The sequence below is a fragment of the Mesorhizobium sp. YR577 genome (genome assembly GCF_900116595.1).
GTDB lineage: Bacteria > Pseudomonadota > Alphaproteobacteria > Rhizobiales > Rhizobiaceae > Mesorhizobium_M.
In genome coordinates this window covers 20001-44488 of sequence record NZ_FPBI01000023.1, presented here as the reverse complement: position 1 = coordinate 44488, position 24488 = coordinate 20001, and the positions used below count along the sequence as shown (strand labels likewise).

The 24488-nt window shown below is 59.6% G+C and carries 22 protein-coding genes, 1 pseudogene and 1 riboswitch; of the genes and pseudogenes, 13 read left to right on the top strand and 10 right to left on the bottom strand.

The genetic code is table 11. The features are described from left to right. Positions 1 to 7: 7 nt before the first annotated feature. From BM413_RS25910 to BM413_RS25870, 9 genes and pseudogenes are all read right to left on the bottom strand, one after another. Positions 8 to 568, bottom strand: coding sequence for a slr1658 superfamily regulator (locus tag BM413_RS25910; protein WP_175544442.1), 561 nt, complete (start codon positions 566 to 568; stop codon positions 8 to 10). Continuing rightward, positions 569 to 2935: a SpoIIE family protein phosphatase gene (locus tag BM413_RS25905; protein WP_091917750.1), complete on the bottom strand. Its 2367-nt coding sequence runs from the start codon at positions 2933 to 2935 to the stop codon at positions 569 to 571. Further along, positions 2932 to 4110, bottom strand: coding sequence for a class I SAM-dependent methyltransferase (locus BM413_RS25900; RefSeq protein WP_091917749.1), 1179 nt, complete (start codon positions 4108 to 4110; stop codon positions 2932 to 2934). The genes BM413_RS25905 and BM413_RS25900 overlap by 4 nt, the downstream gene beginning before the upstream one ends. Beyond that, positions 4097 to 4615 (bottom strand): ubiquinone biosynthesis methyltransferase UbiE, encoded by a 519-nt coding sequence (locus BM413_RS25895; RefSeq protein WP_175544441.1) that lies wholly within the window; start codon positions 4613 to 4615, stop codon positions 4097 to 4099. The genes BM413_RS25900 and BM413_RS25895 overlap by 14 nt, the downstream gene beginning before the upstream one ends. A gap of 50 nt (positions 4616 to 4665) precedes the next feature. Then, positions 4666 to 6447, bottom strand: a complete 1782-nt coding sequence (locus BM413_RS25890) for a putative bifunctional diguanylate cyclase/phosphodiesterase (RefSeq protein ID WP_091917748.1) — start codon at positions 6445 to 6447, stop codon at positions 4666 to 4668. 181 nt (positions 6448 to 6628) lie between these two features. Beyond that, positions 6629 to 7708: pseudogene (gene ugpC, locus BM413_RS25885) on the bottom strand (sn-glycerol-3-phosphate ABC transporter ATP-binding protein UgpC). Positions 7709 to 7765: 57 nt separating this feature from the next. Then, positions 7766 to 8560, bottom strand: a complete 795-nt coding sequence (locus BM413_RS25880; RefSeq protein ID WP_091917747.1) for a sugar isomerase domain-containing protein — start codon at positions 8558 to 8560, stop codon at positions 7766 to 7768. 23 nt (positions 8561 to 8583) lie between these two features. After that, positions 8584 to 9327: a GntR family transcriptional regulator gene (locus BM413_RS25875; protein WP_091917746.1), complete on the bottom strand. Its 744-nt coding sequence runs from the start codon at positions 9325 to 9327 to the stop codon at positions 8584 to 8586. Beyond that, positions 9324 to 10196, bottom strand: a complete 873-nt coding sequence (locus BM413_RS25870; protein WP_091917745.1) for an ROK family protein — start codon at positions 10194 to 10196, stop codon at positions 9324 to 9326. Before BM413_RS25870 ends, BM413_RS25875 begins: the two co-directional genes overlap by 4 nt. A gap of 346 nt (positions 10197 to 10542) precedes the next feature. Here BM413_RS25870 and BM413_RS25865 point away from each other — a divergent pair, with 346 nt between their 5' ends. The 3 genes from BM413_RS25865 to BM413_RS25855 all read left to right on the top strand — a co-directional run bounded on the left by BM413_RS25865 (position 10543) and on the right by BM413_RS25855 (position 13669). Beyond that, complete coding sequence (locus BM413_RS25865; RefSeq protein WP_091917744.1) at positions 10543 to 11835, top strand: extracellular solute-binding protein; 1293 nt, start codon at positions 10543 to 10545, stop codon at positions 11833 to 11835. Positions 11836 to 11900: 65 nt separating this feature from the next. Then, on the top strand, positions 11901 to 12791 hold the full coding sequence (locus tag BM413_RS25860) for a carbohydrate ABC transporter permease (RefSeq protein WP_091917743.1): 891 nt from the start codon (positions 11901 to 11903) through the stop codon (positions 12789 to 12791). After that, positions 12788 to 13669 (top strand): carbohydrate ABC transporter permease, encoded by an 882-nt coding sequence (locus BM413_RS25855; protein WP_091917742.1) that lies wholly within the window; start codon positions 12788 to 12790, stop codon positions 13667 to 13669. Before BM413_RS25860 ends, BM413_RS25855 begins: the two co-directional genes overlap by 4 nt. 24 nt (positions 13670 to 13693) lie before the next feature. On the opposite strand, the gene BM413_RS25850 is transcribed toward BM413_RS25855, so the two are convergent. Beyond that, positions 13694 to 13888, bottom strand: coding sequence for a hypothetical protein (locus tag BM413_RS25850; RefSeq protein ID WP_091917741.1), 195 nt, complete (start codon positions 13886 to 13888; stop codon positions 13694 to 13696). A 551-nt stretch (positions 13889 to 14439) separates the two neighbouring features. Here BM413_RS25850 and BM413_RS25845 point away from each other — a divergent pair. The 10 genes from BM413_RS25845 (at position 14440) to thiS (ending at position 24487) form a co-directional block, all read left to right on the top strand. Next, positions 14440 to 15084, top strand: coding sequence for a TetR/AcrR family transcriptional regulator (locus BM413_RS25845; protein WP_091917740.1), 645 nt, complete (start codon positions 14440 to 14442; stop codon positions 15082 to 15084). A 148-nt stretch (positions 15085 to 15232) separates the two neighbouring features. Then, a complete protein-coding gene (gene ugpC, locus BM413_RS25840; RefSeq protein WP_091917739.1) occupies positions 15233 to 16372 on the top strand; it encodes an ABC transporter ATP-binding protein in 1140 nt (379 codons plus the stop codon). Next, positions 16342 to 17193: a metallophosphoesterase gene (locus BM413_RS25835; protein WP_091917738.1), complete on the top strand. Its 852-nt coding sequence runs from the start codon at positions 16342 to 16344 to the stop codon at positions 17191 to 17193. Before ugpC (BM413_RS25840) ends, BM413_RS25835 begins: the two co-directional genes overlap by 31 nt. Positions 17194 to 17225: 32 nt before the next feature. Continuing rightward, the gene (locus BM413_RS25830) at positions 17226 to 18527 is read left to right on the top strand and encodes an ABC transporter substrate-binding protein (protein WP_091917737.1); all 1302 of its coding nucleotides are present in this window, start codon (positions 17226 to 17228) and stop codon (positions 18525 to 18527) included. 60 nt (positions 18528 to 18587) lie between these two features. Then, positions 18588 to 19544 (top strand): carbohydrate ABC transporter permease, encoded by a 957-nt coding sequence (locus BM413_RS25825; RefSeq protein WP_091917736.1) that lies wholly within the window; start codon positions 18588 to 18590, stop codon positions 19542 to 19544. Further along, positions 19534 to 20409 carry a carbohydrate ABC transporter permease gene (locus BM413_RS25820; RefSeq protein ID WP_091917735.1) on the top strand — a complete coding sequence of 292 codons (876 nt, stop codon included), beginning with the start codon at positions 19534 to 19536 and terminating at the stop codon, positions 20407 to 20409. The genes BM413_RS25825 and BM413_RS25820 overlap by 11 nt, the downstream gene beginning before the upstream one ends. Then, a complete protein-coding gene (locus BM413_RS25815; protein ID WP_091917734.1) occupies positions 20409 to 21224 on the top strand; it encodes a tyrosine-protein phosphatase in 816 nt (271 codons plus the stop codon). Before BM413_RS25820 ends, BM413_RS25815 begins: the two co-directional genes overlap by 1 nt. Positions 21225 to 21251: 27 nt before the next feature. Then, positions 21252 to 21368: riboswitch (TPP riboswitch) on the top strand. A 119-nt stretch (positions 21369 to 21487) separates the two neighbouring features. Continuing rightward, positions 21488 to 23320, top strand: a complete 1833-nt coding sequence (gene thiC, locus BM413_RS25810; protein ID WP_091917733.1) for a phosphomethylpyrimidine synthase ThiC — start codon at positions 21488 to 21490, stop codon at positions 23318 to 23320. Beyond that, a complete protein-coding gene (gene thiO / locus BM413_RS25805) occupies positions 23317 to 24306 on the top strand; it encodes a glycine oxidase ThiO (protein ID WP_091917732.1) in 990 nt (329 codons plus the stop codon). Before thiC ends, thiO begins: the two co-directional genes overlap by 4 nt. After that, complete coding sequence (gene thiS, locus BM413_RS25800; protein ID WP_091917731.1) at positions 24290 to 24487, top strand: sulfur carrier protein ThiS; 198 nt, start codon at positions 24290 to 24292, stop codon at positions 24485 to 24487. The genes thiO and thiS overlap by 17 nt, the downstream gene beginning before the upstream one ends. Position 24488 lies beyond the last annotated feature (1 nt).

The window sequence follows — 24488 nt, the reverse complement described above, 5'->3', positions numbered from 1 at the left end:
GTTCCGCTCAATTATGGGTTTGCGAGATAGGGATAGAAGCATAAGTTTCTAGACAAATACGATCATTTTCATCCGTCGGGCTGAAAATCCAGGCCAGCCGTGCGCCATAGTCGCTCATCAAGGTCAAAAGCCCAAGGCCCGAACCAGTCATCTCCGGATCGGCGGCGTTCGCCTCGATGCGCTGAATGAGAAGATCGCCGGGATCACCGACCGTTATCTCAGACAGAAGTCCCTGGAAACCGGAGGCCACATCACCTTCGACGACATTGGAGACTTTTACCTTGAAGGTTTCCGCGTCCATCGACGCCTCCACCATAATCTCACCCGGAGCGCGAAACTTAACCGCATTCTCGATGAGTTCATTGACCAGATAGCCGATGCTGTGCCGCACTTCCCTATAGTCATTGCGGGATGCCTGAAAGCGCACGGCAAACAGATCGGCAATGAAATCCGACGTCGTGGCGCAATGGTGCCAACTCAATTCCAACGGTCCATCGAAAAGTCGCACGCGACTGAGGCCTCCGCCCATTCCGATTGCAACGTCGGCTGTTCCAAAAAGCGTTGTCATCTACCTATGCCTCATGATCACGAGGGTTATGTCGTCGTGGATCTTCTGAGTTCCGATATAGGCCATCAGATCATCGATGATTCCGGTCTTGATCTCCTCCGCGCTGCCACCGTGATGTTCGCTTGCGCTCTTGCAGAGGCGGTCCAGACCAAACAGCTTGCCCTCCATGTTCTCTGCCTCGGTCACACCATCGGTATGAAGAACGATGACATCGCCGCTGGCGAAGGGGATATCGCGTGTGGCGATAAACGGCTTGATATCCTCCTCCAGCCCAACCGGAAGGCCAAGATCGATCGTGTCGATGCGCTCGACCTCGCCAGCGCCTCGCACGACCAGAACCTCTTCGTGCTGGCCCGACAACGTCACCCGTTCATCCCTGAAATCGAGGAAGGCCAGCGAAAGATGCTTGTCCGTGTTCGTCCGCTCGATGTTCTTGAAGATCGCTCTGTTCAGGCGATCCAGGAACTGCCGCGGATCGCCCTCGCCCGTCTCCTGCAAGGCGCGCGCGACGGACTGGACCATCAGCATCAGGACGCCGCTCTCCAGCCCATGCCCGGTCACGTCGCCGATCCCGATCTTGACGTGTGCTCCATCCTGCAGAACGTCATAATAGTCCCCGCCGACCTCGTCGGCAGGCCGCATATAGGCAGCAATCTCCACCTGCGGCATCGCTTCGAGTTCGCCTGCTTTCGGCAGGACCATCATCTGTATGTGTCTAGCAACAGCGAGCTCGGCACCGAGCCGGACATTCTCGTCGCGCAACTTATTGTTCAGGGCCGAGATTTCCTTGTTTGCGCCCTCGAGTTCCTTGGTTCGGTCGTCGACCAATTGTTCCAGGTTTTCGGTATGGAAGCTGATTTGCTCGGCCATACGGTTGAAAGCGGCCCCCGCCTCTCCGACCTCGTCGCGCGTTGGAATGTTGACCCGGACGGAGTAGTCCTTTGCCTGAAGCCGCTTGGCAGCACCGGCGAGCGCACTGAGGCCGGCGGTAATTCTCTTCGAGATTCCGGCTACCGCGGCAAAGACGATCAGAAGGGAGAGGGCGATTGCCGCGATCTGATAGAGCAGGATACGGTTCGTCGCACGCGAAATGCTGCTCTGTGCGGCAAACAGCGATGCATAGATTTCCCGTTCCGGCACGACGATACCCACTGACATCGTCTCGGGCTTCACCGGCCCGGAGCTCCAGAGATTCGTCGGATTGAGCTTTTTGAGAACCACTATGTAGGGAACGTTCTCGCCTTGCTGGTCGAGCATTATGTGCTGAATCGCACCATCATTGTTCCTGTCGAGCGGCAGGGAGGCGATGGCAGGCTGCGTGCTTCCGCGCAGCGACCGCTCCAGCCCGGTGACGCCCTGCGTAGCCTTGTCGCTAGAAGATTTCAGGCCGATGACCGATTCGCCGGCCGGGTTGATGGCTACCACATTGCCGTTCGACATGGTCAGGAAGCCGAAACCGGTATCTGAGATCTTCACGCTCTCGACAATCTCGGCAAGCTGATCGAGCGTGATGTCGGCCCCCGCCGTTCCGGCAACGCCAGTGCGGTCACGCGTCCACAGCGGGCTGAAGAAGCTGACGATCAGCTTGCCGGTGATCGCGTCGGTATAGGGTGCAGTTTGTGTGATATCGTCCGCAACTGGACGCGACGCCGGGTTGGCAGCCCATTGCTGCCAGGAGCCGTAGATTCCGGGAAAGAAGAATTCCCAGAAGTCGGCCTTGTTGTGACCGGGATAGAGACGGTCAAATGTCTGGGCCTGGTCCGTATAGGGAGCCGTCCGGAAGATCGGCCGTTCCTTCGGACCGATGAAATACATCTGGAGCTTTGACGATCCGCCGGCAAGCAGGCTCGGCGCGACGAGATCCAGAACGGCGCTATCCTCGATTTCGTTCTGGACGGCGGGGAGCGGACGGTGATCAGGCCCCAATAGATAGCCCCAGACGCTCACCACCGATGGCGCGCCCGGAAGGTTCTGCGCCCACTCACCCTTGGGATCATAAACAACATCGACCGAGGCGGGCGCCTGATGCGCCAGACTTGCGCCGATCTGCTCCTGCCTTGCCGGATCATCGATCTGGCCTTGCAGAACACCAGCCAGGGCCTTGACATCTCCATACACCCTGTCGAGCAGGAGATCGACGCGCGAGGCCGTCGAGTTGGCATAGGACAGGATGTATTCCTGGTTTGCCTGCGTCAGGCCTTCGCCGACTTCGGACGTCGCATCCCGCGACAGCTTCTGGACATTCCACAGCGCCAGCCCGCCGCTCACCAGCAGGTCGAACAGGACGGCACCGCCAACAACCAGTATGAATTTGGCTCGAAAAGAGCGCAGGCCGAACCGCGGTGTCCGCTCACTTTCTGCGTTCATGACGGCTTACGCCCCGATGCGACCCAGATTGGCCAACCAGCATAACCCTTCGGATGCAGCGCCGCAAAAATGTGATCCTGGAAGCCTTGCCGAAAACGCTCGATCATCTCTGGATCGTCCCCGCGCCGTACCGCCATATCGCCGGCATAGACGTTTTCCCAGGCCGTGATGACGTCGGCGAAGTCCTGCGGATCGCCATCACCATTGGTGACCATGAAGGACTCAACACGGATGTCCTCGAAACCCGCCTCCACCAGATATCGCCGGCTCTTCGGCCCGAGTTCGACATCCATCTCGAAATGTTTGAACAGTTTCGCGACCTCGTTGTAGGTCCATTGGATACTGTCGGCGCGCGGTTCGCCGAGGCAGTGCGAATTCTTCTCATTGGTGATGTAGACGCGCCCGCCTGGCCTGCATATCCGGTAGAGTTCCTTGAGAATGAGCTCAGGCCGATTGAATATCTGGAGCGAGTGCCGGCAGGTGACCAGATCGAACTGATCATCCTCGAGCAGCATTTCGGACGCATCACCATAGGTATACTCAATGCCCCGTATGTCGAAATCCGCCGCGACGCTGCGAGCATAGTCGAGACTCGATCTGGAATGGTCGAGGGCAACGATCCGCGCCGGCTGGAACTCCTTCTGCACGAGCACCGCGAAATCGCCGATGCCGCAACAGATGTCAGCCATGACGATGCCCGGCTGCATGCCGTGGCGCGGCAAAATCTTGCGCTCGTGGCGCCACGTCATCTTGGTCTGCGTGCGCAGGATGGGAATGAAGCCACCTTCTTCAAGGAAACTCTGCCCGGGATAAAACTGGCTGTCGTATTCCTCCACCGTGATGTTCGGCTCAAGCCCGTGCAATCGGCCGAACTTTCGCGTCGTCCACCCAACCACACTTGACGTGATGACGACGAATTTGAGATCGGGCCGAGTGCGGCAGGCGTCGATGATGACCCGCGAGAAGGCGTGAAACGCAGTGTTGTTCATCTGCGTCAGGCGCCTGATATTCACATATAGAATGCCACGCACACGGGAAATGGAATCTTTCAGCAGCGTCAGGCTGGGCGCAAGCTCGTCGATCGACTGGGGCCGAACCACTCCGGAAATGGAAAACTCCTGATTGTTTGTGTCGTATTGCGCTCGAAAGCGCGGAATCAGGTCATACGGGTTCACTGGGCAGGTCCTCGAGCGGAAGATCCACGACCAGCTTGATCGTGTCAGCCTCTGTTTCCTCGAGCCGGAGCTTCGCTTTGTAGTCAACGGCCAGTTCCAGGAGAACGACTTCGCGGCTCGGCGCAAGGTCGCCGGAAACCGAATTCATGTATCGATCCCCGGATTCCGATCCGACGATCTGCGACAGCGCTTCCCGGTAGAATTGCCGTTCTTCGGGCGTGCAGGGGAAGGTCAACTCGATCCTGTCCACCCGGCCCTGCCGCGATACCCTGCATGCCAGTTCGCCGTCGGGATGGCGCGTGCGAAACGCAACCTCCAGCAATTCGTTCGCCACGGAAGAGAAGAGGTTTGAGTGCCGCACGGAGTCGGAGCGGTTATGGCTGACCATTCGTGCCAGGTAGGACGATATCTGATCGCAATACAGCCACATCGACAGGAAGGATTTTATTTCCATGTCGACCTGGATCATCGGTCCGAAATCGGTATCGCGAGAGGCAACAATCATCTTCATTCCTCGCTGTTTGCAGTCTTGCAGATTCACATGCTAGGCGCAGTCTAAACTGCTCGATTTCGCTCCTCCTTTCCGCTGCTCGTCATATGCGCCGAGCGCCGGACGAAATTGCGCGCCGCCTCCCCTCCCATCGGCCGTCCCAGCAGATTGCCCTGCAGGCAGTCACAGCCTTCCTTCTTCAGCCACCGCGCCTGCCCCTTTGTCTCGACGCCTTCGGCGGTGACGCTTATCCCCAGTCCATGGGCAAGACCGATGATGGACCGGACTATCGTCTGGCTTTTCCGGTCGGTCTCAAGGTCGTTTATGAAGTACTGGTCAATCTTCAACGTATCGAAGGGGAAGTTCTTAAGATAGCTCAACGAAGAGTAGTAGGTGCCAAAGTCGTCGAGCGAGATCCGAATACCCAACACGTTCAATGTGTTAAGCGTGTCGAGATTGTCGATCGTCTGCTCAAGCAGAACCGTCTCTGTTATTTCGAATTCAAGCCGGTCGGCACGCAGCCCGACGGCATCGATGACTTGAGCAACGCTGTCGGTAAGCGACCCGCTGAGGAATTGCGCCGGAGACAAATTTACCGAAACCGTCAGTGAAGAAGGCCACGTCGTTGCTTCGCGGCAGGCTTCCTCAAGCACCCAGCGCCCGATCTCGTCCATCAGGCCGTCGGCTTCGGCGATCGGTATGAACACACCCGGAGGGATTGTGCCGATCTCGGGATGACGCCAGCGTAACAATGCTTCGAAGCCGACGACTGACGAAGGCGTGCTGAAGAGAGGCTGATATTCCAGGTAAAGCTCATTGCGCTCGAGCGCCATTCGCAGGCTCCGTCGCAGATTTTCGCGTTGTTCAAGCAAAAGCAGCATCGAGCGATTGAAGATCCGTGCACAGCCGCGCCCGTCTCTCTTGGCCGCATAGAGCGCAATGTCGGCCGCTTTCATCAACTGCTCGCTTTCGGTTCCGTGCTCCAGCCCGAAAGCGATGCCAATGCTAGCGCCGATGAACACCGGAATGCCGTTGATCACGAATGGCGCCTTGAGCGCGTCGATCAGCGCGCCCGCAAGACGTTCAGCTTCGCCAGGCTGCTCCTTTCCCGACTGGATGACGGCGAATTCGTCGCCCGCGTACCGGTAAGCTGATTCGCCATCTCGCAGCGTGTCCTGTATCCGACCAGCGGCGAGTTGGAGCAAGGCATCACCCGCGCCGTGGCCGAGCGTGTCGTTGACCGCCTTAAACTCGTCGAGGTCGATTTGCAGGAGGGCCACCTTCTCCAGCGAATCATCAACCGCACTCAAAGCCTGCTGTAGCCGCTCACTGAAGCGCCGGCGGTTCTGCAGGCCGGTCAGAACGTCGTGTGTCGCTTGATGAAGGAGCGTTACATGTTCCTGCTCTTCGGCAATCGTCCGTCCGCCCTGCCCGGTTTGCCGGGATTCAATGATCCCCACACCATTCACGACGCCAAAAACGAAAGCCGATCGCGGCGTTTCATCGCCAGAGGCACGAAGATCGATCGTCGTCGGAGAGCCGCCATGAAGCACGCGGTCAAGCTCGCCGCGAAGCCTCGTGTCGAGAAACCCTGGATAGACTTCCCAGACCGCGGCGCCTGCCGCGACCACGTTACCCTGGATGCTCTTGAGCTTGGTGGTGTAATGGGTCAGGCGGAAGTCGCGGTCATAGAATGAAACGATGTCAGTGGTGTTCGTCAAATGATCCGCGAGGCGCGCTTCGCTCACCGAGAGAGGGTCGCCTAAGGAAAAACCGTCCGTCTTCGCCCCGACTCCCCAAGTCTTTGGACGTAAGAGCCGGTTCCATAAACGGTATAAATTCCGCATCGCTTCACCTTAAGGTGAAGGTAGAAATAGCATAACCACGGAAGCGCGTGCAAATATCCGCACGCGGGAAAGATAAACGCTTTCTTTACGCGCGAAAGATCGTCGGCGTTGTCGCGACAATCATGCTTGCTCGGTCAAGTTGTAAATTAGCCTAAGCTACAGACGTCATCATGTGACCTTGTCAGTGACCAAGCCGAATGCCGGATTGCCTGTCGAAAACATATATCTGGCCTGCTGTTGCCGATACGTCGAACCGTCGCCCCACGGCTGCGTCATGCATGCCATCCACGACCGCCACGACGTCTTGCCCGGCATAGTTGAAGATCACATGGGTCTGTGCGCCGGTCGGCTCAACAATACGGGTCGCACCGGAGAGGAGACCGCCTTCACGAACGGGCGTCAGGTGCTCGGGTCGAATGCCGACCGTCAGCGCCTGCCCTTCCTTCAGCGCCGCAGAAGCTGTTGCAAGCGGCAGCAAATTGCCGGCGGCCAGCTTCGCGGCCAATCCTTTCGGGGTTGAAACGGCTGTCGCCTCGAGGAAATTCATGGCTGGCGAACCAATAAAGCCCGCCATGAAAAGATTTGCCGGGTTGCGATAGAGATCGAGCGGGCTGCCTTGCTGTTCGATACGCCCCCCATTCAAAACGACGATGCGATCGGCAAGCGTCATGGCTTCGAGCTGGTCGTGGGTGACATAGAGCGAAGTCGTCGCCACCTTCTGATGCAGCGACTTGATCTCGGCACGCATCTGGACGCGGAGCTTGGCATCGAGGTTCGACAATGGTTCGTCGAACAGAAAGATTGCAGGGTTGCGCACAACGGCACGGCCCATGGCGACGCGCTGGCGCTGTCCGCCGGAAAGCTGGGCTGGGCGGCGGTCGAGCAGCGCGGTCAGATCGAGCATGCGCGCCGCCTCATCGACGCGTGCCTTGATTTCGGCCTTCGACTTGCCGGACAGTTTGAGATTGAAAGCCATGTTCTGCGCGACCGTCATATGCGGGTATAGCGCGTAGCTCTAGAACACCATGGCAATGTTGCGCTCGCGCGGGTTGAGGTCATTGACGAGCTTGTCGCCGATCAGGATGTCGCCCGCTGTTGCCATTTCAAGGCCCGCGATCATGCGCAGCAAGGTCGACTTGCCGCAGCCGGACGGCCCGACCAGAGCAACGAATTCGCCGTCGCCGATCTTGAGGTCGAGATTGTGGATGATGTCGACTGCACCAAAGGATTTCTTCAGGCTGCGCAGTTCAATCGAGGCCATATGGTTCGGCTCCCCAGGAAGAATTCGGGCGGCGGCCTGCACCGCCGCCCGAAACTTTTACTTCTCGCCGCGCATCTTCGCCTGGAAGGCTGGAAGATGCTTCTTCTGCGCCTCGAGCATGCGCTCGCGGTAAACGCCGTAGATGACGTCGGTATCGTGCAGCGTCACGCCGGCAATGGTCGGCGAAGCGAAGGTCGGAAGCTCGATGCCGCGGTCGGCAAGGTTCTGCGCGGTGCGGGCAATCAGCTCATGCGTCATGATCATAGCCAGAACGGTCGAAGAACCCGACACCGGACGGCTCCAGCCTTCGACCGGCACTATGGCATCCTCGATCGGAGAACAGGTGTCGATGACGAGGTCGGCGGCGTCCGCCAGCCGCTTGCCCGAGGAGTGCGTGGCCGGCTTGTCGAGATTGTTTTTGCTAGTGATCGCCACGACGAAGATGCCGCGCTTCTTGGCATAGAGCGCGGTTTCAATACCGGATGCATTGCGGCCGCTGTGGCCGAAGATGATGATACTGTCGCCTTCGTTGAGCGGCTGATGATCGAGGAATTTCTCGGCGTAGTTTTCGGTGCGCTCAAGCCACAGCAGTTCCCGCACGCCGCCGGCGCCGAGCACATTGTGCCACATGACACGGGGGTCGGTCAGCGGGTTGAAGCCGACATAGGTGCCGTAGCGCGGAAAGGCTTCCTGGCAGGGCAGAACCGAATGACCCGAGCCGTAGAGATGGACCAGGCCACCGCCGGCAAGCGTGTCGGCGAAGCGGCCGGAGGCGGTTTCGAACGCTTCGGCATTGGTTTTCGAAGCCTGTTCGATCAGGGCAGCCAGACGGCCAATATAGAGGTCGGACACAATAATTCTCCTGTTGGTGATTGTTAGGAACGCAGCGTCGAACGGATTTCGTATCGATCGCCGCGCATGACCGAGACGGTGAACTCGAACGGGCCGCGCTCGTCGGTGGTGATGCGCTCTACGACGAAGGCCGGGGTTCCGGCAGGCAGGTCCAGCAGTGCGGCATCCTCGGCGCCCACCGAAGCCACGCGATAGATTTCTCGCGCCTCCACCGGGTTGATGCCGTAGCGTCTGCTGAGAGCCTCATAGAGCGAACCTTCAGGTGGGCCGGGTTCGAGAAAATCAGGCACCCGCGCCACAGGAAGCTGCGCCGTCTGGATGCCGATGGGCGCGTCGTTGCCAAGGCGAAGGCGCCGGATGCGCACGACCGGTTCACCTTCCTCGATTTCCAGGGCAGCGGCCGCCGCGGCGTCCGCTGTGGTCAGGCCGAAGTCGAGCAGGCGCGAGCCGACGACCAGGCCGAGATTGCCCATCTCCTGCGTAAAGCTTGTCAGCTCACGCGTGCCGGCAACCAGCTTTGTACTTCGCACGAAGGTGCCACGGCCACGTTCGCGACGCAGAAGGCCATGCTCCTCAAGATTGCGCAGCGCATGGCGCAGCGTTATGCGGCTGACGCCAAACATGGTGCCTAGGCGGGGCTCGGCGGGAATCTGGCAGCCGGTGGGCCACTCGCCGCTCTTGACGAGGGCGCGGATGGCCTCCTCCACCTGATACCAGAGCGGTTCGGGTCGACGGCGATCGGGTTGGGAATAGGTAGCCTGGCTCATCGTATCTGTCTCCAGTTTTGTCCGGCCGCGCCGGCAAGTGCTGCGCCGACTATTCCTGCGCGTGCGCCGAAGGTTCCGGCCCTGATCTCTATCGGACGCAAATGCGCCGGAAGCTGCCGCCGCATCGCGTCAAGTACCGGTTGGGCTAGCACATCGAGTGCCGCGGAAACTCCACCGGCGATCAGAATAACCTCCGGATCGAGCAGCGCGACGGCGCCGGCCAGCGCCGTACCCAGGCTTTGAACCGGCTTTTGTAAGGCTGCAATCGCAGCCGGGTCACCTTCGCGCGCCGCAGCAATCAACTCAGCGCCATTCGCCTTGCCCAGACGAATGGCAATGTCATCAAGCGCCCGGCCCGCCGCCTTGCGTTCGAGCCAGCCGCTGCGGTCCTCGCCGGGATCGTCCATGTCGGCGCAGGCCCAACCGAAGGAGCAGGCACCACCCCGCGCACCGGCGACGATCCGGCCATTGGCGAGAACCGCTGAGCCGATGCCGGTGCCAATCGCCAACAGGATCGCGTCGGAATTACCGCGTGCCGCACCGGCTTGAGCTTCAGCCAGCAGGGATATCTGGGCATCGTTGCCGAGTCCGATCTGCAAATCCGGGAATAGTGTCGCGATGTCGAGACCGTCAAGATAGGGTAGATTGGGAATCCAGCGACATTGCGTATTCTCAACCAGACCCGGCACGGCAAGGCCGATTGCCGTCACATCGCCGGCTGCCGCCCGCAACGCCGTGAGGCGATCGGTGAAATCGGTGAGGCTGGCCGGTGCCGGCTCCCTAGTGAGGTCGCGCAGCGATGCGGGCTCGCCATTGGAGATCGCCGCGCGCAGCTGCGTTCCGCCAAGATCGATGGCAAGGACCTTCATTGGCTAGGTCTCATCGCACGCTACGGTATGAAACCGTGCCCTCATGAGCGGCCTGACTTCCAATGATGCGATCTCCCATCCTGCCGCGCGGGTCTTGTGCGTCCATGTAGATCATGTTGTTATAACGTCATAAGGACTTGCAGGCAAGGCGATTTGGACGGCCGAAACCGGGAGTTCAACCGGGTTTTCAAAATCAAAAAACACTCGGATCAGTTTTCTGCCATTCCATCATTGACTGCTGAAGATCGTCCGAGCGCCAGCCTTGCAGATATGAGTATGACGTTATAACCTCTTGCCAAATAATGCTACCCGGGAACATAATCAGATCAGTTGGAGGACCTATTTCATGAAACGCGTCTGGACGATCAAATACGCGCTCGCGGCAGGAATCATGGCGCTGCCGACGACGGCTTTTGCCGAGGCGGTGAAAATCTCATACCTCACCCATTGGGCACCAGAGACCGTTGCCCTTCTGGAAGAGGCGGCGAAGGAGTACGCCAAGACCAATCCCGACGTGTCGGTAACGGTTAGAGCCGTGCCGTTCGGCGATCTCCTCACGACGCTGCGCTCACAAGGAGGCGGCGCGGACGGCGCGACCATCGCCGGCATCTATGATCTGTGGCTGCCCGAGCTCGCGCGCGACAAGCTGGTGGCGCCTGCGCCCGATGCGATTGCAACCGAGGTGAAAGGCGCCTGGCCGGCGGGTGTCGTATCGGCGGCAAGCGTTGGCGGCACGCTTTACGGCATCCCCAACGAGATCGACGTTTACGCGCTCAACTATAACAAGGCGCTGTTCGCAGAGGCCGGCATTTCAGGCCCGCCCAAGACCTGGGACGAATTCAAGGACACCGCCGCCAAGCTGACCAAGAAGGACGCCGGCCAGCAGGGTTTCGGCATGATCAACTCCTGGGCCGCAGGCGTCGTGCACCCGTTCTCCTCGCTGCTCGTCTCCAATGGCGGCGATCTCGTCACCGGCGGCAAGCCGATGCTCGACAGCAAGGCAGCCGGTGAGACGTTCCAGCTCTACGACGATCTGATCAAGGCCGGGTCCAGCGATCCGGCAATGGCCACCGCCGACGCGAATACGACCGGGCCATTTCTCGACAATTTCGTGTCCGGCAAGACCGCCATGATCATCATGGCCAATTGGTGGGAAAGCGCACTGAAGACGGGCATGGGCGACAAATTCTCCAACATCGCCACCGCGCCCATCCCGGTTGGCCCGAGCGGCGACAAACCGCGTTCCATCTCATATTCGTGGATGACGGTGATCAATGCCGGTGCCGGTGAGGCCGAGCAAAAAGCGGCCTGGGATTTCCTTGCCTGGCTGAACGGCGCGAAATCGGGACCGAACGGCTCATCGGCAATGGCCAACATCCTGATGTCGATGGGCATCCTGCCCTCGCGCACTTCCGACGTGGATGCGTTCAAGGATAAGCTCGGCTCTGAATTCCTCTCCGGCTATGTCAGCGTGCTGGCCGATGCCAAGCCATTCCCGGTGGTGCTCGGCGGCCAGGAATTCAGCGAATCCCTGCAGCAGACGATCGAGGCGCTGCAATACGGTCAGGTTACGGCCAAGGACGCGCAGACGAACGCACAGACCGACGCCGTTTCCATTTTGGAACGCGCCGCGAAATAACCGGTCGGACCGAGCAAGCGGGAGCCGGTCACAAATGGCTCCCGCAGCATCTACAAGGCAACTTCATGACGACTTCCTATCGCGGCTCCGTGTGGGTGATGCTCACCCCGGCCGTTTCGCTTATCGGCATATTCATTCTGCTGCCGATGGCGCTCACGATCTGGCTGTCATTGCAGGACTGGTCGACGCAAACCGGTTTTCAGACCGCGCGCTTCATCGGGCTCGACAATTTCCTCGAGATTTTCGGCCCGACCTCGATCGGCCGCGATTTCAAGGGCGCCTTCGTCAACACGGCAATCTACACGGCCTTGTCCGTCGTACTGATCCTGCCGCTTTCCGTCGCGCTCGGGCTGCTCGTTTACCAGCGCAACGTTGCCGGCGGCAATTTCCTGCGCGCCGTTCTGTTCTCGACCTATATGGTGCCGATGATCGCGGTAGCCCTGGTCTGGTCGAAGCTCTATTCGCCGAGCGAAGGCCCGTTCAACCAGATGCTCGGCTGGATCGGAATCGGGCCGCAGCCATGGCTTTCCTCGCCCGGCACCGCATTGATATCCATCGTCTTCCTCAATGTCTGGCAGCAGGTCGGCTACTTCACAGTTCTGGTCATCGCAGGCCTGACGCAGATTCCCCAAAGCATCTATGAGGCGGCCCGGATCGATGGCGCACAACCGCATCAGCAATTTTATGCGATCACCTTGCCGCTGTTACACCGCACACTGCTGTTCAGCGCGGTGATCGCTATCATCAATGCCGTGCAGGTGTTCGAACCGGTGGCGCTCATCACGCAGGGCGGACCAGTCGGCTCGACCAATGTCCTTACCTACCATATCCGCCGCGTCGGCATCGAACGCGCGCAAGGCGGCTTGGGGTCTGCCATGGCGGTGACGTTGATGCTGTCGCTGATCGTGGTGATTTTTGCGCTGTTCGCATTCGCCAGACGGAAAGACGAAGAATGAGTGCTACGACCAATCAAGCGCCGACGCGGGGACTGATTTTCCGCAGGGTGCGGCCTACGGGCGGCGACGCGATCGTCGCGACGCTGATGCTGGTTGTGGTCGTCGCATCGGCCTTTCCGCTTGTCTGGATGGTGCTTTCAAGCTTCAAGACGACCGCCGAAACCATGCAGGTGCCGCCCGTCTGGTTGCCGCGCACGCCGAGCCTTGATGCCTATAACAAGGTTGCCGGCGTCATCAATGTCGGCCGTTCGATGTGGAACTCGCTCGTCATTGCTGCGGTGACGACCGCCGGCATCCTGCTGACCAGCCTGATGGCGGGCTATGCCTTCGCCAAATACCGTTTTCGGGGCAACAACCTTCTCTTTGCACTGCTGATCGCAACGATGTTCCTGCCGCCCATCGTGACGCTCATCCCGCTCTATCGAATCGTCGGTTCGCTCGGATTGAACGCCAGTTTGGCCGGCGTGATAATGCCTAACCTCGCCAATGCATTCGGCATCTTCCTGATGCGTCAGTTCATTGCCGGCGTTCCCGACGACCTGATCGATGCCGCACGCGTCGATGGCGCATCTGAACTGCGCATACTCTTCAGCATCGTGGCGCCGAGCGTGATCCCGGCGATCGCGGCGCTGGCGATGTTTGCCTTCGTCTATCACTGGAATAGTTATCTCTGGCCTTTGACGGTGCTTCAGGGAGCCAGCGATCAGTATCCGATCGTCATCAGCCTGAGCCGACTCCTGAGCTACAACCGCGGCGCCATGAACACCGGGCTGGTCATGGCCGGGGCGACGCTTGCTGTCCTGCCGCCTCTCGTCCTGTTCGTCTTCCTGCAACGCTTCTTCGTCGACAGCATCGTCGGTTCCGGCGTGAAGGGTTGAAGGAGCTTTCCTGGCGTGACCTAATCAGGCTGCGTCAGCCGGCTTTTCCTTCTTCCGGTTCTTTTTGACCTCCAGAAGGATTTGACGGGCGGCTTCGGCCTCGCTCTTGCTCAATCCAGCAAGAAGCCGATCGGCGAAAACAACCGGCTCATCCAGTTCGTTGTCCCAGACGGTCCATAGGTCGGTTGGCTCCAGGACAAGTTCAAAGCGCTGTTTCATATTGGGCTCCAAGAGAGCGCCTCAAGGGAGAGGCACGAATGGAGCGTGCGTGATTCTGCTCAACGAAAAATTAGCAAAATCAATAAGATAAGATTAGAATTTTAATGACTGCTGATAAAATTTATCAGTATTCGCTACCACTATGGCGCCAAATTGTAGGCTCGAAGCCCATTCCTTTCGGACGCTTTTAGAGCAGCATTCCGGCCGCAAGAACTGCACCCAATATTGCGATCGTGATCAAAACCCACGCGGCGATCTGGAGACGCCTGTGTCGGCGCACCCTGGTGCCGGTCCAATCGTAAGGGGATTCGTAGTTCATCGTTCCGATCTTTCGATCAGCACCAGTCCACGAACATTGCTCGTCGACCGGTGCTGAAATGCGCACTCAATACACAGCGCTCGAAGAAAGATGCCGGACCTATGGTTAAGAACCTCTGAACAAAACAGTCGGCCCACTGACGGTATCCGACCATGGATGCGATACATGTCATGCCAGCTTCATGTGCGGGGCAGACAATCATCGCTCACATTTCCTGATCGCGTGTGACGCAATGCTCTCTACGGCCAACCCGACCGCGCTGAAGCTTCTCGACGCATGCGAGCATGTGCTTTGCGAGGTTGCAGCGTTGGAAGACGTCACGGTCAGGCGGGTCGCCGGCGAAGCCAATGCCAATCCATCGGCCATAAGCTATCATTTCGGCTCGCAGGAAAAGCTCATCATAGCAGTGGCACACCGCGTCTATCGGCGATTGAATGCCGAACGTCTTGTCCTTCTGCAAAAGGCTGTGGCGCGGCGCATGCCGGCACCGCCCGATCTCGAAGAAGTCATCGCTGCCCTGATCGGTCCTTCCGTGCGCTGGAGTCTCGACCCCGCATCCAGTTATGCCGTGCTGACCCATTTCACGCATATGGCCCAACGCAGCCGCGACCCGGAACTCTACCGCACAATCGTCGAGGGCGTAGAGCATCACATGGCATTCGTCCCTTACCTCCGGCGGATTGCGCCTTGGCTGGACGAGGCGGAAGTCGGCTGGCGCATCAGTTGTGCTCTTGGCATCCGTTCGCAGGTCATCCACAGCCGCCTACGCACGGAAGTGCTGACCAACCATACGATCGATCTCAACGATCCCGGCGAGGCAATCCGGCGCATGGTTGAGGTGATTGCGCCGATGTTTCGTCGCACCGCCCGTTCCTGATCTGCCGCCGGTACCGGCATTCCGGTGGTCGGCCGGCGTGTTGGTGGCAGCCCCATTAGAACATTGTTCGAAAACTGTCATGAGACGGAAATGGGTGGCCTCTATCGAGACGCCAGAATGTTGGCGATTGTCGAAGGAGCTCACTCCCATGGACGGCATCGAGATTTCGGCCCTCCACAAGATCTACGGAAAGACGCCCGCAGTACGCGGCGTCAACCTGTCGATCGAACCGGGCGAATTCGTCGTCATTCTTGGCCCTTCGGGCTGCGGAAAGTCGACGCTGCTGCGCATGATCGCCGGTCTTGAGGACATAACATCCGGCACGATCTCCATCGGTGACACGATCGTCAACCAGGTTGAACCCGGCGGACGCGGCTGCGCCATGGTGTTCCAGAACTATGCGCTTTATCCGCATATGACGGTTGCAGAAAACATCGGCTATGCGCCGAAGGTCGCAGGTGTTTCCAAACTCGAGCGCCACGCCCGCGTTGCCGACGTCGCCGCCATGCTCGGATTGCAGGGCCTGCTCGATCGCCGTCCAGGACAATTGTCCGGTGGACAGCGTCAGCGCGTTGCGATGGGTCGCGCCATGATCCGCGCGCCGCGCGTCTTCCTCTTCGACGAACCCCTATCGAATCTCGACGCAAAACTCAGAATCCAGATGCGGCTTGAGATCAAGCGGCTCCATCGCGAACTGAAAACCACGAGCATTTTCGTGACCCACGATCAGATGGAGGCGATGACGCTTGCCGACAAGCTCGTGGTGATGAATGGCGGCCTGATCGAACAGGTCGGAGCGCCGACAGACATATACCATCGCCCGGCCACGCGTTTCGTGGCGGATTTTCTTGGTTCGCCGCCGATGAATTTCATTCCTGGCCGGATCGGCGCCGAGGGCCGCGCCGTGGCAAATAATGGTCTTCTACTGTGTGCCGATGCCTTTTGGGAGCTGGCGCCGAACACGGAGATCGTCATCGGAATAAGGCCTGCGGCCCTACAAATCAGCGATTTCAAGGCTTTGGGCGGCCTGCCCTTCGATATCGAAATGCAGGAAGACCTGGGCACCGAGCTCCACATTCACGGCGTGGCTGCCAGCCAGCGCGTGACCATGGTGCGGCCGGCAGACAGTCCACTTCCGACAGATCCTTTCGCAGTCTCGATTCCGGCCCGCGCAATCCACCTCTTCCGCGTGAGCGACGGCAAGCGCGTCGATCCGCATGTCATCAACCTTCCCGAAACACTCAACGGAGATTCTCGATGGAACGCGAAACAACTTTTGTCCATCTGACCGACCTGCATATCGGACGGCCGGGCTATGAGGACCCGCATCTCTTCAGCGACACGACAGCGACGCTGGAGACAATCCTGGAGATGGTCGCAACGATCTCGCCAAAGCCGAGTTTCATCGTCGCCAGCGGCGATCTGACCAACCGTGGCGATATCGAGAGCTTCGGCGAACTAAAGCGGATCATGGGCGCGCTGGACATTCCAGTCCTCTACGCGCTCGGCAATCACGACACGCGTGAAGGTTTTTATGAGGGTTTCCTGGAGCAGGGAGAGCATTCTTCCGCCCCCTATTTCCATGATCGCGTCATTGACGGCGTGCATGTCATCGCGCTGGATTCGTCCATTCCCGGGCAGATCGGTGGCAATATCGAGCCGGAACAATTCGCCTGGCTGGAACAGGTTATCGTGACGAATCCCGGGCTGCCCAAACTGATCGTCTCGCATCATGCGCCGGCAATCGGCAACGAAAATGAATTCGCGCCGTGGCGCTCGATCCGGGTCGAGGACACGCAGCGCCTCGCCGATATCCTGAAAGGTCGCAATGTCGTCGGCCTTCTCAGCGGGCATGTTCACTACGACCGCGTTTCAGTTTGGCACGGCATCCCGGTCGTCATTGGTATGGGTCAGCACGCCGCCACCGACATCCTGCAGAAGGACGTGCTGCGCATGGTCAATGGCGCCTCTTTCGCCATCGGCACCATTCGCGATTCCGGCCTGACGGTAAGTTTCGTGCCGCTGCCTTCGGACCGCGCCGAACTCAACCGCTATCCCCTCGATTTCCTGCGCAAGCTGAATGAAGGCGAGACACTCGCCGCAGAGTGACAGGCCATATCCGATCACAAAGGACGATCACGATGCTTAGAAGAGAATGCCTTAAGCTGATGCTTGCCGTCGGAACGGGCCTCGCCATTCCGGCTGGTCTGGCACAGGCGCAGATGGCCGAAACCGTCGACAAGCCGGTCACCATCACCTTCTACAACTACAATCTGGCATCGGCGAGTGCTGGGGCCGATGCCACGCGCGAACTCCTCAAGGAGTTCATGGATGCCAATCCGAACATCAAGGTCGAGGGCATTCCGGTGCCTTCGAATGAGATTCTGTCACGGGTCCAGGCCGACATCGTCGCGGGTCAGCAGCCGGATGTCGCCCAGCTTGTTTTCCGCGACTTGATCTACATCGCCAACGATCTCGGCGCGAACGCCCTTGAAGATATGGTGCCGGCTAAAGAACTCTCCGAGCATCTCTCCGGAATGATCCCGCAGGGCCTGGAACTCGGCAAGTTCGACGGCAAAACCTATGGGCTCGCCTACACCTTTTCCACGCCGATCCTCTATTACAATGCAGACCTCTTCCGTCAGGCAGGGCTCGACCCAGATCAGCCACCGAAGACATGGGCGGACGTCAAGGCCGCTGGCGAGGCGATCAACCAGAAGACCGGCAAAAACGGCTTCTTCCCCGGCGCCTACGGTCCGGTGGACGGCACCTTCGTTTATCAGGCCATCGAAATGTCGAATGGCGGAAATGTCCGCGACGGCAACACGCTCACCTTCGCCGACGGCGGTGCGCTGGAAGCCGTGAAGATGCTGCGCGACATGGTCGACAGCGGCGCCCATGCCCGCATCGATGTCGGCAGCCACATGGACACGATGGCGAGCGGCAATCTCGGCATGTTTCTCTACACCAGCGCTGTGCAGAACAGCCTGTCGAAATCAGCCAAGGACAATTTCGATCTGCGCGTCACCGCTATGCCGTCCTTCGGCGACAAGCCGACGCGGCCGACCAACTCAGGCAGCGCACTCTACGTCTTCAGCAAGGATCCGGCCAAGCAGCGCGCGGCCTATGAACTCCTGAAGTTCCTGACTTCGAAGCACGCTTACACGATCATCACCTCTAAGATCGGCTATCTGCCGCTTCGGCTCGATATCGTCGACGATCCCCAATATCTCGGCGAGTGGGTGAGGGCCAATCCGATGATCCGCCCGAACCTGGAACAACTCTCTCGGCTGACGGCCAATGTCGCTTTCCCCGGTCCGAACTACCGGCAGGTCGAAAAGATCATGATGGACGGCGTTCGTGAAGCGATCTTCGGCGAAGCGGATGCAGAAGCCGTTCTGAAACAGGCGCAGGCGGATGCGCAAAGCCTGATGCCGCAATAACCAGCAGATAACAGGATGCGGGCCAACTCGCCCGCGTCCGCCAGTTCGAGGTCGATAGCCATGAGTTTTACCGTAGCTGCGTATTCCGACGCGGGCTCCTACGCAGGGGGCCGACGCTCGCTGTTGAAGCGGCTTTTTACCGACCCCCGGATTGCGCCCTGGCTCTACCTCGCGCCCGTACTCGTGACACTGATCATCTGGATTTACGTTCCGCTCTTCGAGGCGTTCCAGCTCTCGTTCTACCAATGGAACATGCTGCCGACCGCACCAAAGGCCTTCGTTGGCCTCGAAAATTACCGGCGACTGTTCATCCTGCCGGAGATGCAGCGCGCGCTATGGAACACGGCGATCTATATCATCGGCCTGTTTCCGATGTCCGTCATCATTCCGCTTGCGGTGGCGATCTTCACTCAGGACCTGAAAGGGCCGCTGCGCAACCTCTACCGTACGTTGATTTTCGTGCCGATGATCATCGCGCCGGTGGTCGCCGCGATCGTGTGGCGCTGGCTGCTCAATGAAGATCACGGTCTCGTCAACCATGCACTCGTCGGTCTCGGCCTGTCGAAAATCGGCTTCCTGCAGGACCCGAAATATGCGCTCGGCACTCTGATCTGGATAACGGGATGGAAGCTGATCGGTTTTTCGACGCTGCTGTTTTCGGCCGCCAATGCCAGCATCAATCCGAGTTATGTAGAGGCTGCCCGTATGGACGGCGCGACGCGCTGGCAGATCATCCGCGATATCCGCCTGCCATTGCTGTCGCCGACCATCCTGCTCTTGTCGATGATGACCATCCTGTTCGGTGCGCAATGGAGCTTCACCTATATCAACGTGCTGACCCATGGCGGCCCGCTGAAATCGACTACCAACATCTTTTACCTGCTTTGGGACTATGGCTTCGGCAGCCTGTCGGTCGGCTGGAGTTCGGCCGCCGGTATGATCGCCTTCGCGGGCTTTTCCGCGATCGCCTTCGTTTGTCTGAGGCTCATGCAGAGGCGCGCCGTCTATGACAATTAGCCAGGACTTTTCCACTACCCGCCTGGATGTTTCCCGGCAAACGACCGTTCGCCGGACGATTTCCGTCGGGTCGATCGCCGTCCATGGAACAATGATCCTTCTCGTCGTGATTGCGATTTTTCCGGTCTACTGGATGGTCGCCTCCTCGCTGAAGCCGGAAAACGAAATTTTCTCGACAACGCTCTGGCCGCTCTCGCCTTCGCTCGAAAACTACAGCTTCGTGCTGACCCAGATTCCGATGCTGCGGATGCTGGCCAATACGACAATCGTGTCTGCCGCAACGGCGGCGTTCCAGGTTCTGACCGGGCTGCTTGCGGCCTATGCGCTGGTGCGCTGGCGCTTCCGGTTCTCGGGGTTGGTCTATGGCGTGATCGCACTGTCCTGGCTGGTTCCGTTCCAGGTGACGATGATCCCGAATTACGTGCTTGCCTCCCGGCTTGGGCTGCTTGACACATTGACAGGTCTGGTGGTGCCGCATGCGGCGGCGGCCTTCGCCGTGCTGATGCTCTACCATGCCATGAAGTCGTTTCCGACCGAAGTGATCGAGGCAGCGCGTATGGATGGGGCGAGCCACTTGCGTATCCTGTGGGAGATCGTCGTGCCCAATATGCGCGCCTCCCTTGCTTCCCTCGTCATCCTTGCCTTTATCTCGGCATGGAACGAGTATTTCTGGCCACTGCTTCTGTCGCGCAGCATCGAAAATTCGGTGGTCCAGATCGGTCTGCAGATGTTCATGACCCAGGAAGGAAATCTCTGGGGACCACTAATGGCTGCTTCGACGCTTGCCAGCCTGCCCATCCTCGTCATCTACCTTATTCTCCAGCGGCAGGTGATCGAATCCTTCATGAAATCGGGACTGCGTTGATGACCAATTCCCCTGCCCGCCTCATTCGCCTCGCCGGCGCACATAATGTTCGTGATCTTGGCGGTTATGCCACAAAGGATGACGGCGAGACGAGATGGCGCGCGCTCCTTCGCGGCGACGGTCTGCACCTCTTGAACGAGAACGACATGAGCGTTCTGGTCAATGAAGGGCTGCGCACCGTCATCGACCTGCGTAGCGTCCACGAGCTTGCGATCGAGCCCAATCCATTCGCATCGCATGCCATCATCCAATATCGCAACATTCCGCTCTTTGGCGCCCTTTCGCCTATAGATGCCGTGCGCGAATCGAATGGTGCACTGTTCGACATGGCGGCTCGCTATCGCGATGCCATCGATCAATGCCGGGAGCCGATCGCCACTGTACTGACTGCCATCGCCGAGGCTGACGAGGGCATCGTGCTCTTTCATTGCAGTGCGGGCAAAGACCGGACCGGCATCATCGCGGCCCTATTGCTGTCGCTCGCGGGGGTCGAAGACGACACGATCATAGCCGATTATGCATTGACGACTTCGATCGCCGCACCGCTTATCGAGCGCCTGCGTGCACAGGCTCTCACACGCGGCACAGACCCGCATCTGGTGGAAAGCTTCCTTGCCTGCCCCCCCGAAACGATGCGCGCGACGCTCAGCCACCTTAACGAAAATCATGGTGGCACATTCCACTATCTTGCAGGCATGGGCCTCGATGAGCGGGCACTTCGAAAGCTGAAAAGCCGCCTTGTTCCAGTCAGCGCGTCAGCCGGGAAATCCGGATCGTCGGAAGAACTGCACAATTCAGAGCAATTCAACGGTTGACAACTCCCGGCACATTCATCCACCCTTGACCCTCACCAGGGGAGTCCCGACAAGGGGCTGAGATACTGCTGGCTTTCGCAGCGCAGTGACCCGTTGAACCTGATCCAGTTCATACTGGCGTAGGGACGGTGCGGAAGCTTCGCGGGTCGCAGACCCAGGCAGAATCATCCCGGGCAGATTCCCGGATTCAGCAGGCGAAGCCTCTCTATCCTCCTTTCGGCATAGGACTGGGTCTCCAATGCGACCAAGCAAAGGAGGTCCATATGAATGCCTTGACCCCAACCGTGACCGTTGGCGAACTGCCGGCTTCGCGAAAAATCCACAAACCGGGAATCATCCATCCCGAACTGCGCGTGCCGCTGCGCGAGATTTCGGTGCATCCGAGTGCAGGCGAGCCACCCGTAACGGTCTATGATCCTTCCGGCCCCTACACCGACGCTAACGTCAAAACCGATATCGAAGGAGGGCTTGAGCGCCTTCGCGAAGGCTGGATCGTCGCGCGTGGCGATGTCGAGCGCTACGAGGGCCGTGTCATCAAGCCGGAAGACAACGGCTTTGTCTCCGGCAACCGGCTGACGCCGGAGTTTCCGGTGCGCAACCAGCCCTTGAAGGCTGAGGGCGGCAGGGCCGTCACGCAACTTGCCTATGCACGCGCCGGCATCATCACTCCCGAAATGGAGTTCGTCGCCATTCGCGAAAACCTCGGCCGCGAGAGGGCGTACGCCGCGCTGGAGCGCGACGGTGACAGTTTTGGCGCAGCGATTCCCGATTATGTCACGCCGGAGTTCGTGCGCGACGAGGTGGCGCGCGGTCGTGCCATCATCCCCTCCAACATCAATCATCCCGAAAGCGAACCGATGATCATCGGCCGCAATTTCCTGGTCAAGATCAACGCCAATATCGGCAATTCCGCAGTCACCTCTTCCATGGCCGAGGAGGTCGAAAAGATGGTGTGGGCGATCCGCTGGGGCGCCGACACGGTGATGGACCTGTCCACCGGCCGCAATATCCACAACATTCGCGAATGGATCATCCGCAACTCGCCGGTTCCGATCGGCACCGTGCCGCTCTACCAGGCGCTGGAGAAGGTGAGCGGCATCGCCGAAGACCTAACCTGGGAGGTCTATCGCGACACGCTGATCGAGCAGGCCGAACAGGGCGTCGACTATTTCACCATCCATGCCGGCGTCCGGCTGCCCTACATTCCGCTGACCGTCAATCGCGTCACCGGCATCGTCAGCCGCGGCGGGTCGATCATGGCCAAATGGTGCCTGCATCACCACAGGGAAAGCTTTCTCTTCGAGCATTTCGAGGAAATCTGCGACATCTGCCGCGCCTATGACGTTGCCTTCTCGCTCGGCGACGGCCTGCGCCCCGGCTCCATCGCCGACGCCAACGATGCCGCGCAATTCGCCGAACTGGAGACGCTTGGCGAACTGACCCAGATCGCCTGGGCCAAGGATTGCCAGGTGATGATCGAAGGTCCTGGCCACGTGCCGATGCACAAGATCAAGGAGAACATGGACAAGCAGCTTGCCGTCTGCGGCGAGGCCCCCTTTTACACGCTTGGACCGCTCACCACCGACATTGCGCCCGGCTACGATCACATCACCTCCGGCATTGGTGCAGCCATGATCGGCTGGTTCGGCACGGCGATGCTCTGCTATGTCACGCCGAAGGAACATCTCGGCCTCCCCGACCGCGACGACGTCAAGACCGGCGTCATCACCTACAAGATCGCCGCCCATGCCGCCGATCTTGCCAAGGGGCATCCTGCCGCCAAAATCCGCGACGATGCTTTGTCGCGGGCGCGTTTCGAGTTCCGCTGGGAGGACCAGTTCAACCTCTCGCTCGATCCCGAGACGGCGCGGTCGTTCCACGACCAGACGCTGCCCAAGGAGGCGCATAAGGTCGCGCATTTCTGCTCAATGTGCGGGCCAAAATTCTGCTCGATGCGCATCTCTCACGACATCCGCGCAGAAGCGCAGAAGGAGGGCATGGCGGCGATGGCCGCGAAATATCGGCAGGGCGGCGATCTCTACATGCCTGTCGATGAAGCCGGAAAGCCCGCCGTTGAAACGGCGCTGGTGCCATGAAAGCGCTGGTCAAAGGGGCCGGTGTTGCCGGCCTGACTGCCGCCTACGAACTTGCGACGCTGGGGGCGATCGTTACCGTCGTCGACCCGCGCCGCGACACCACGGGCACTGCGTCGTGGTATGCAGGCGGTATGCTGGCTCCCGATTGTGAGCGCGAGAGCGCAGAGCAGATCGTCCAGGATCTGGGCCTCAATGCCGCCGACTGGTGGGAAACAGCATTGCCGGGCTATGTCACCCGCGCCGGCACACTGGTGGTGGCTGCTGGCCGTGACGCCACCGAACTGGCCCGCTTCGCCTCACGCTCCAATGGGTTCCAGACATTGGGCGAAGAAGAGATCAGCGCGCTGGAGCCCGATCTTGGCGGTCGCTTTCGCCTGGCGCTGCATTTTGTCCGCGAAGCGCATCTCGACCCCCGCGCGGCACTCACGGCACTTCGCGACAGGCTGGAGCGGAAAGGCGTGTCGTTCGTCGAAGGCGCGCCTGGGTGGACGAAGCGTTTCGACGTCACCATCGATTGCACGGGAATGGCAAGGGCGAAGGCCGATCCGCAAATTCGTGGCGTGCGTGGTGAAATGGTCATCCTGCACACGCCGGATGTGTCACTGTCGCGGCCCATCAGGCTGCTGCATCCGCGCTTTCCCGTCTATGTCGTCCCGCGAAACGACCATCACTTCATGGTCGGCGCGACGATGATCGAAAGCGACGCCATAGGCTCGATCACCGCGCGCTCGATGATGGAACTGCTGAATGCCGCCTACACCATCCATCCCGCTTTCGCAGAATCGGAAATCGTTGAGAGCGGGGTCGGCATCCGCCCGGCCTTTCCCGACAATCTGCCGCGCGTGACGCGCAACGGTAACGTCATCCACATTAACGGGCTTTATCGCCATGGCTTCCTGCTGGCGCCCGCCATGGCGCGGCAAGCGGCCGACCTGGTCTTTAGCCGACAGACGACAACGGAGCGTATCCATGAAGCTTGTCATTAATGGCGAGGTACAGGAGGTGGCGGCCGACACTCTGGCGGCGCTAATGGCCGAACTCGACTACGAGGGGAACTGGCTGGCAACGGCCCGCAACGGCGAAGTCGTTCCGGTGACGGAACGAAATCTATGCCGGCTCACAGACGGCGACCGCATCGAAATCCTTTCGCCTATGAAAGGAGGCTGAG

What these genes read in the sequence shown, in the direction of transcription:
- BM413_RS25910 (WP_175544442.1), bottom strand. Translation starts at nt 568, where the DNA reads ATGACAACGCTTTTTGGAACAGCCGACGTTGCAATCGGAATGGGCGGA.
- BM413_RS25905 (WP_091917750.1), bottom strand. Translation starts at nt 2,935, where the DNA reads ATGAACGCAGAAAGTGAGCGGACACCGCGGTTCGGCCTGCGCTCTTTT.
- BM413_RS25895 (WP_175544441.1), bottom strand. Translation starts at nt 4,615, where the DNA reads ATGATTGTTGCCTCTCGCGATACCGATTTCGGACCGATGATCCAGGTC.
- BM413_RS25890 (WP_091917748.1), bottom strand. Translation starts at nt 6,447, where the DNA reads ATGCGGAATTTATACCGTTTATGGAACCGGCTCTTACGTCCAAAGACT.
- BM413_RS25875 (WP_091917746.1), bottom strand. Translation starts at nt 9,327, where the DNA reads ATGAGCCAGGCTACCTATTCCCAACCCGATCGCCGTCGACCCGAACCG.
- BM413_RS25870 (WP_091917745.1), bottom strand. Translation starts at nt 10,196, where the DNA reads ATGAAGGTCCTTGCCATCGATCTTGGCGGAACGCAGCTGCGCGCGGCG.
- BM413_RS25865 (WP_091917744.1), top strand. Translation starts at nt 10,543, where the DNA reads ATGAAACGCGTCTGGACGATCAAATACGCGCTCGCGGCAGGAATCATG.
- BM413_RS25860 (WP_091917743.1), top strand. Translation starts at nt 11,901, where the DNA reads ATGACGACTTCCTATCGCGGCTCCGTGTGGGTGATGCTCACCCCGGCC.
- BM413_RS25855 (WP_091917742.1), top strand. Translation starts at nt 12,788, where the DNA reads ATGAGTGCTACGACCAATCAAGCGCCGACGCGGGGACTGATTTTCCGC.
- BM413_RS25850 (WP_091917741.1), bottom strand. Translation starts at nt 13,888, where the DNA reads ATGAAACAGCGCTTTGAACTTGTCCTGGAGCCAACCGACCTATGGACC.
- BM413_RS25845 (WP_091917740.1), top strand. Translation starts at nt 14,440, where the DNA reads ATGCTCTCTACGGCCAACCCGACCGCGCTGAAGCTTCTCGACGCATGC.
- ugpC (WP_091917739.1), top strand. Translation starts at nt 15,233, where the DNA reads ATGGACGGCATCGAGATTTCGGCCCTCCACAAGATCTACGGAAAGACG.
- BM413_RS25835 (WP_091917738.1), top strand. Translation starts at nt 16,342, where the DNA reads ATGGAACGCGAAACAACTTTTGTCCATCTGACCGACCTGCATATCGGA.
- BM413_RS25830 (WP_091917737.1), top strand. Translation starts at nt 17,226, where the DNA reads ATGCTTAGAAGAGAATGCCTTAAGCTGATGCTTGCCGTCGGAACGGGC.
- BM413_RS25825 (WP_091917736.1), top strand. Translation starts at nt 18,588, where the DNA reads ATGAGTTTTACCGTAGCTGCGTATTCCGACGCGGGCTCCTACGCAGGG.
- BM413_RS25820 (WP_091917735.1), top strand. Translation starts at nt 19,534, where the DNA reads ATGACAATTAGCCAGGACTTTTCCACTACCCGCCTGGATGTTTCCCGG.
- BM413_RS25815 (WP_091917734.1), top strand. Translation starts at nt 20,409, where the DNA reads ATGACCAATTCCCCTGCCCGCCTCATTCGCCTCGCCGGCGCACATAAT.
- thiC (WP_091917733.1), top strand. Translation starts at nt 21,488, where the DNA reads ATGAATGCCTTGACCCCAACCGTGACCGTTGGCGAACTGCCGGCTTCG.
- thiO (WP_091917732.1), top strand. Translation starts at nt 23,317, where the DNA reads ATGAAAGCGCTGGTCAAAGGGGCCGGTGTTGCCGGCCTGACTGCCGCC.
- thiS (WP_091917731.1), top strand. Translation starts at nt 24,290, where the DNA reads ATGAAGCTTGTCATTAATGGCGAGGTACAGGAGGTGGCGGCCGACACT.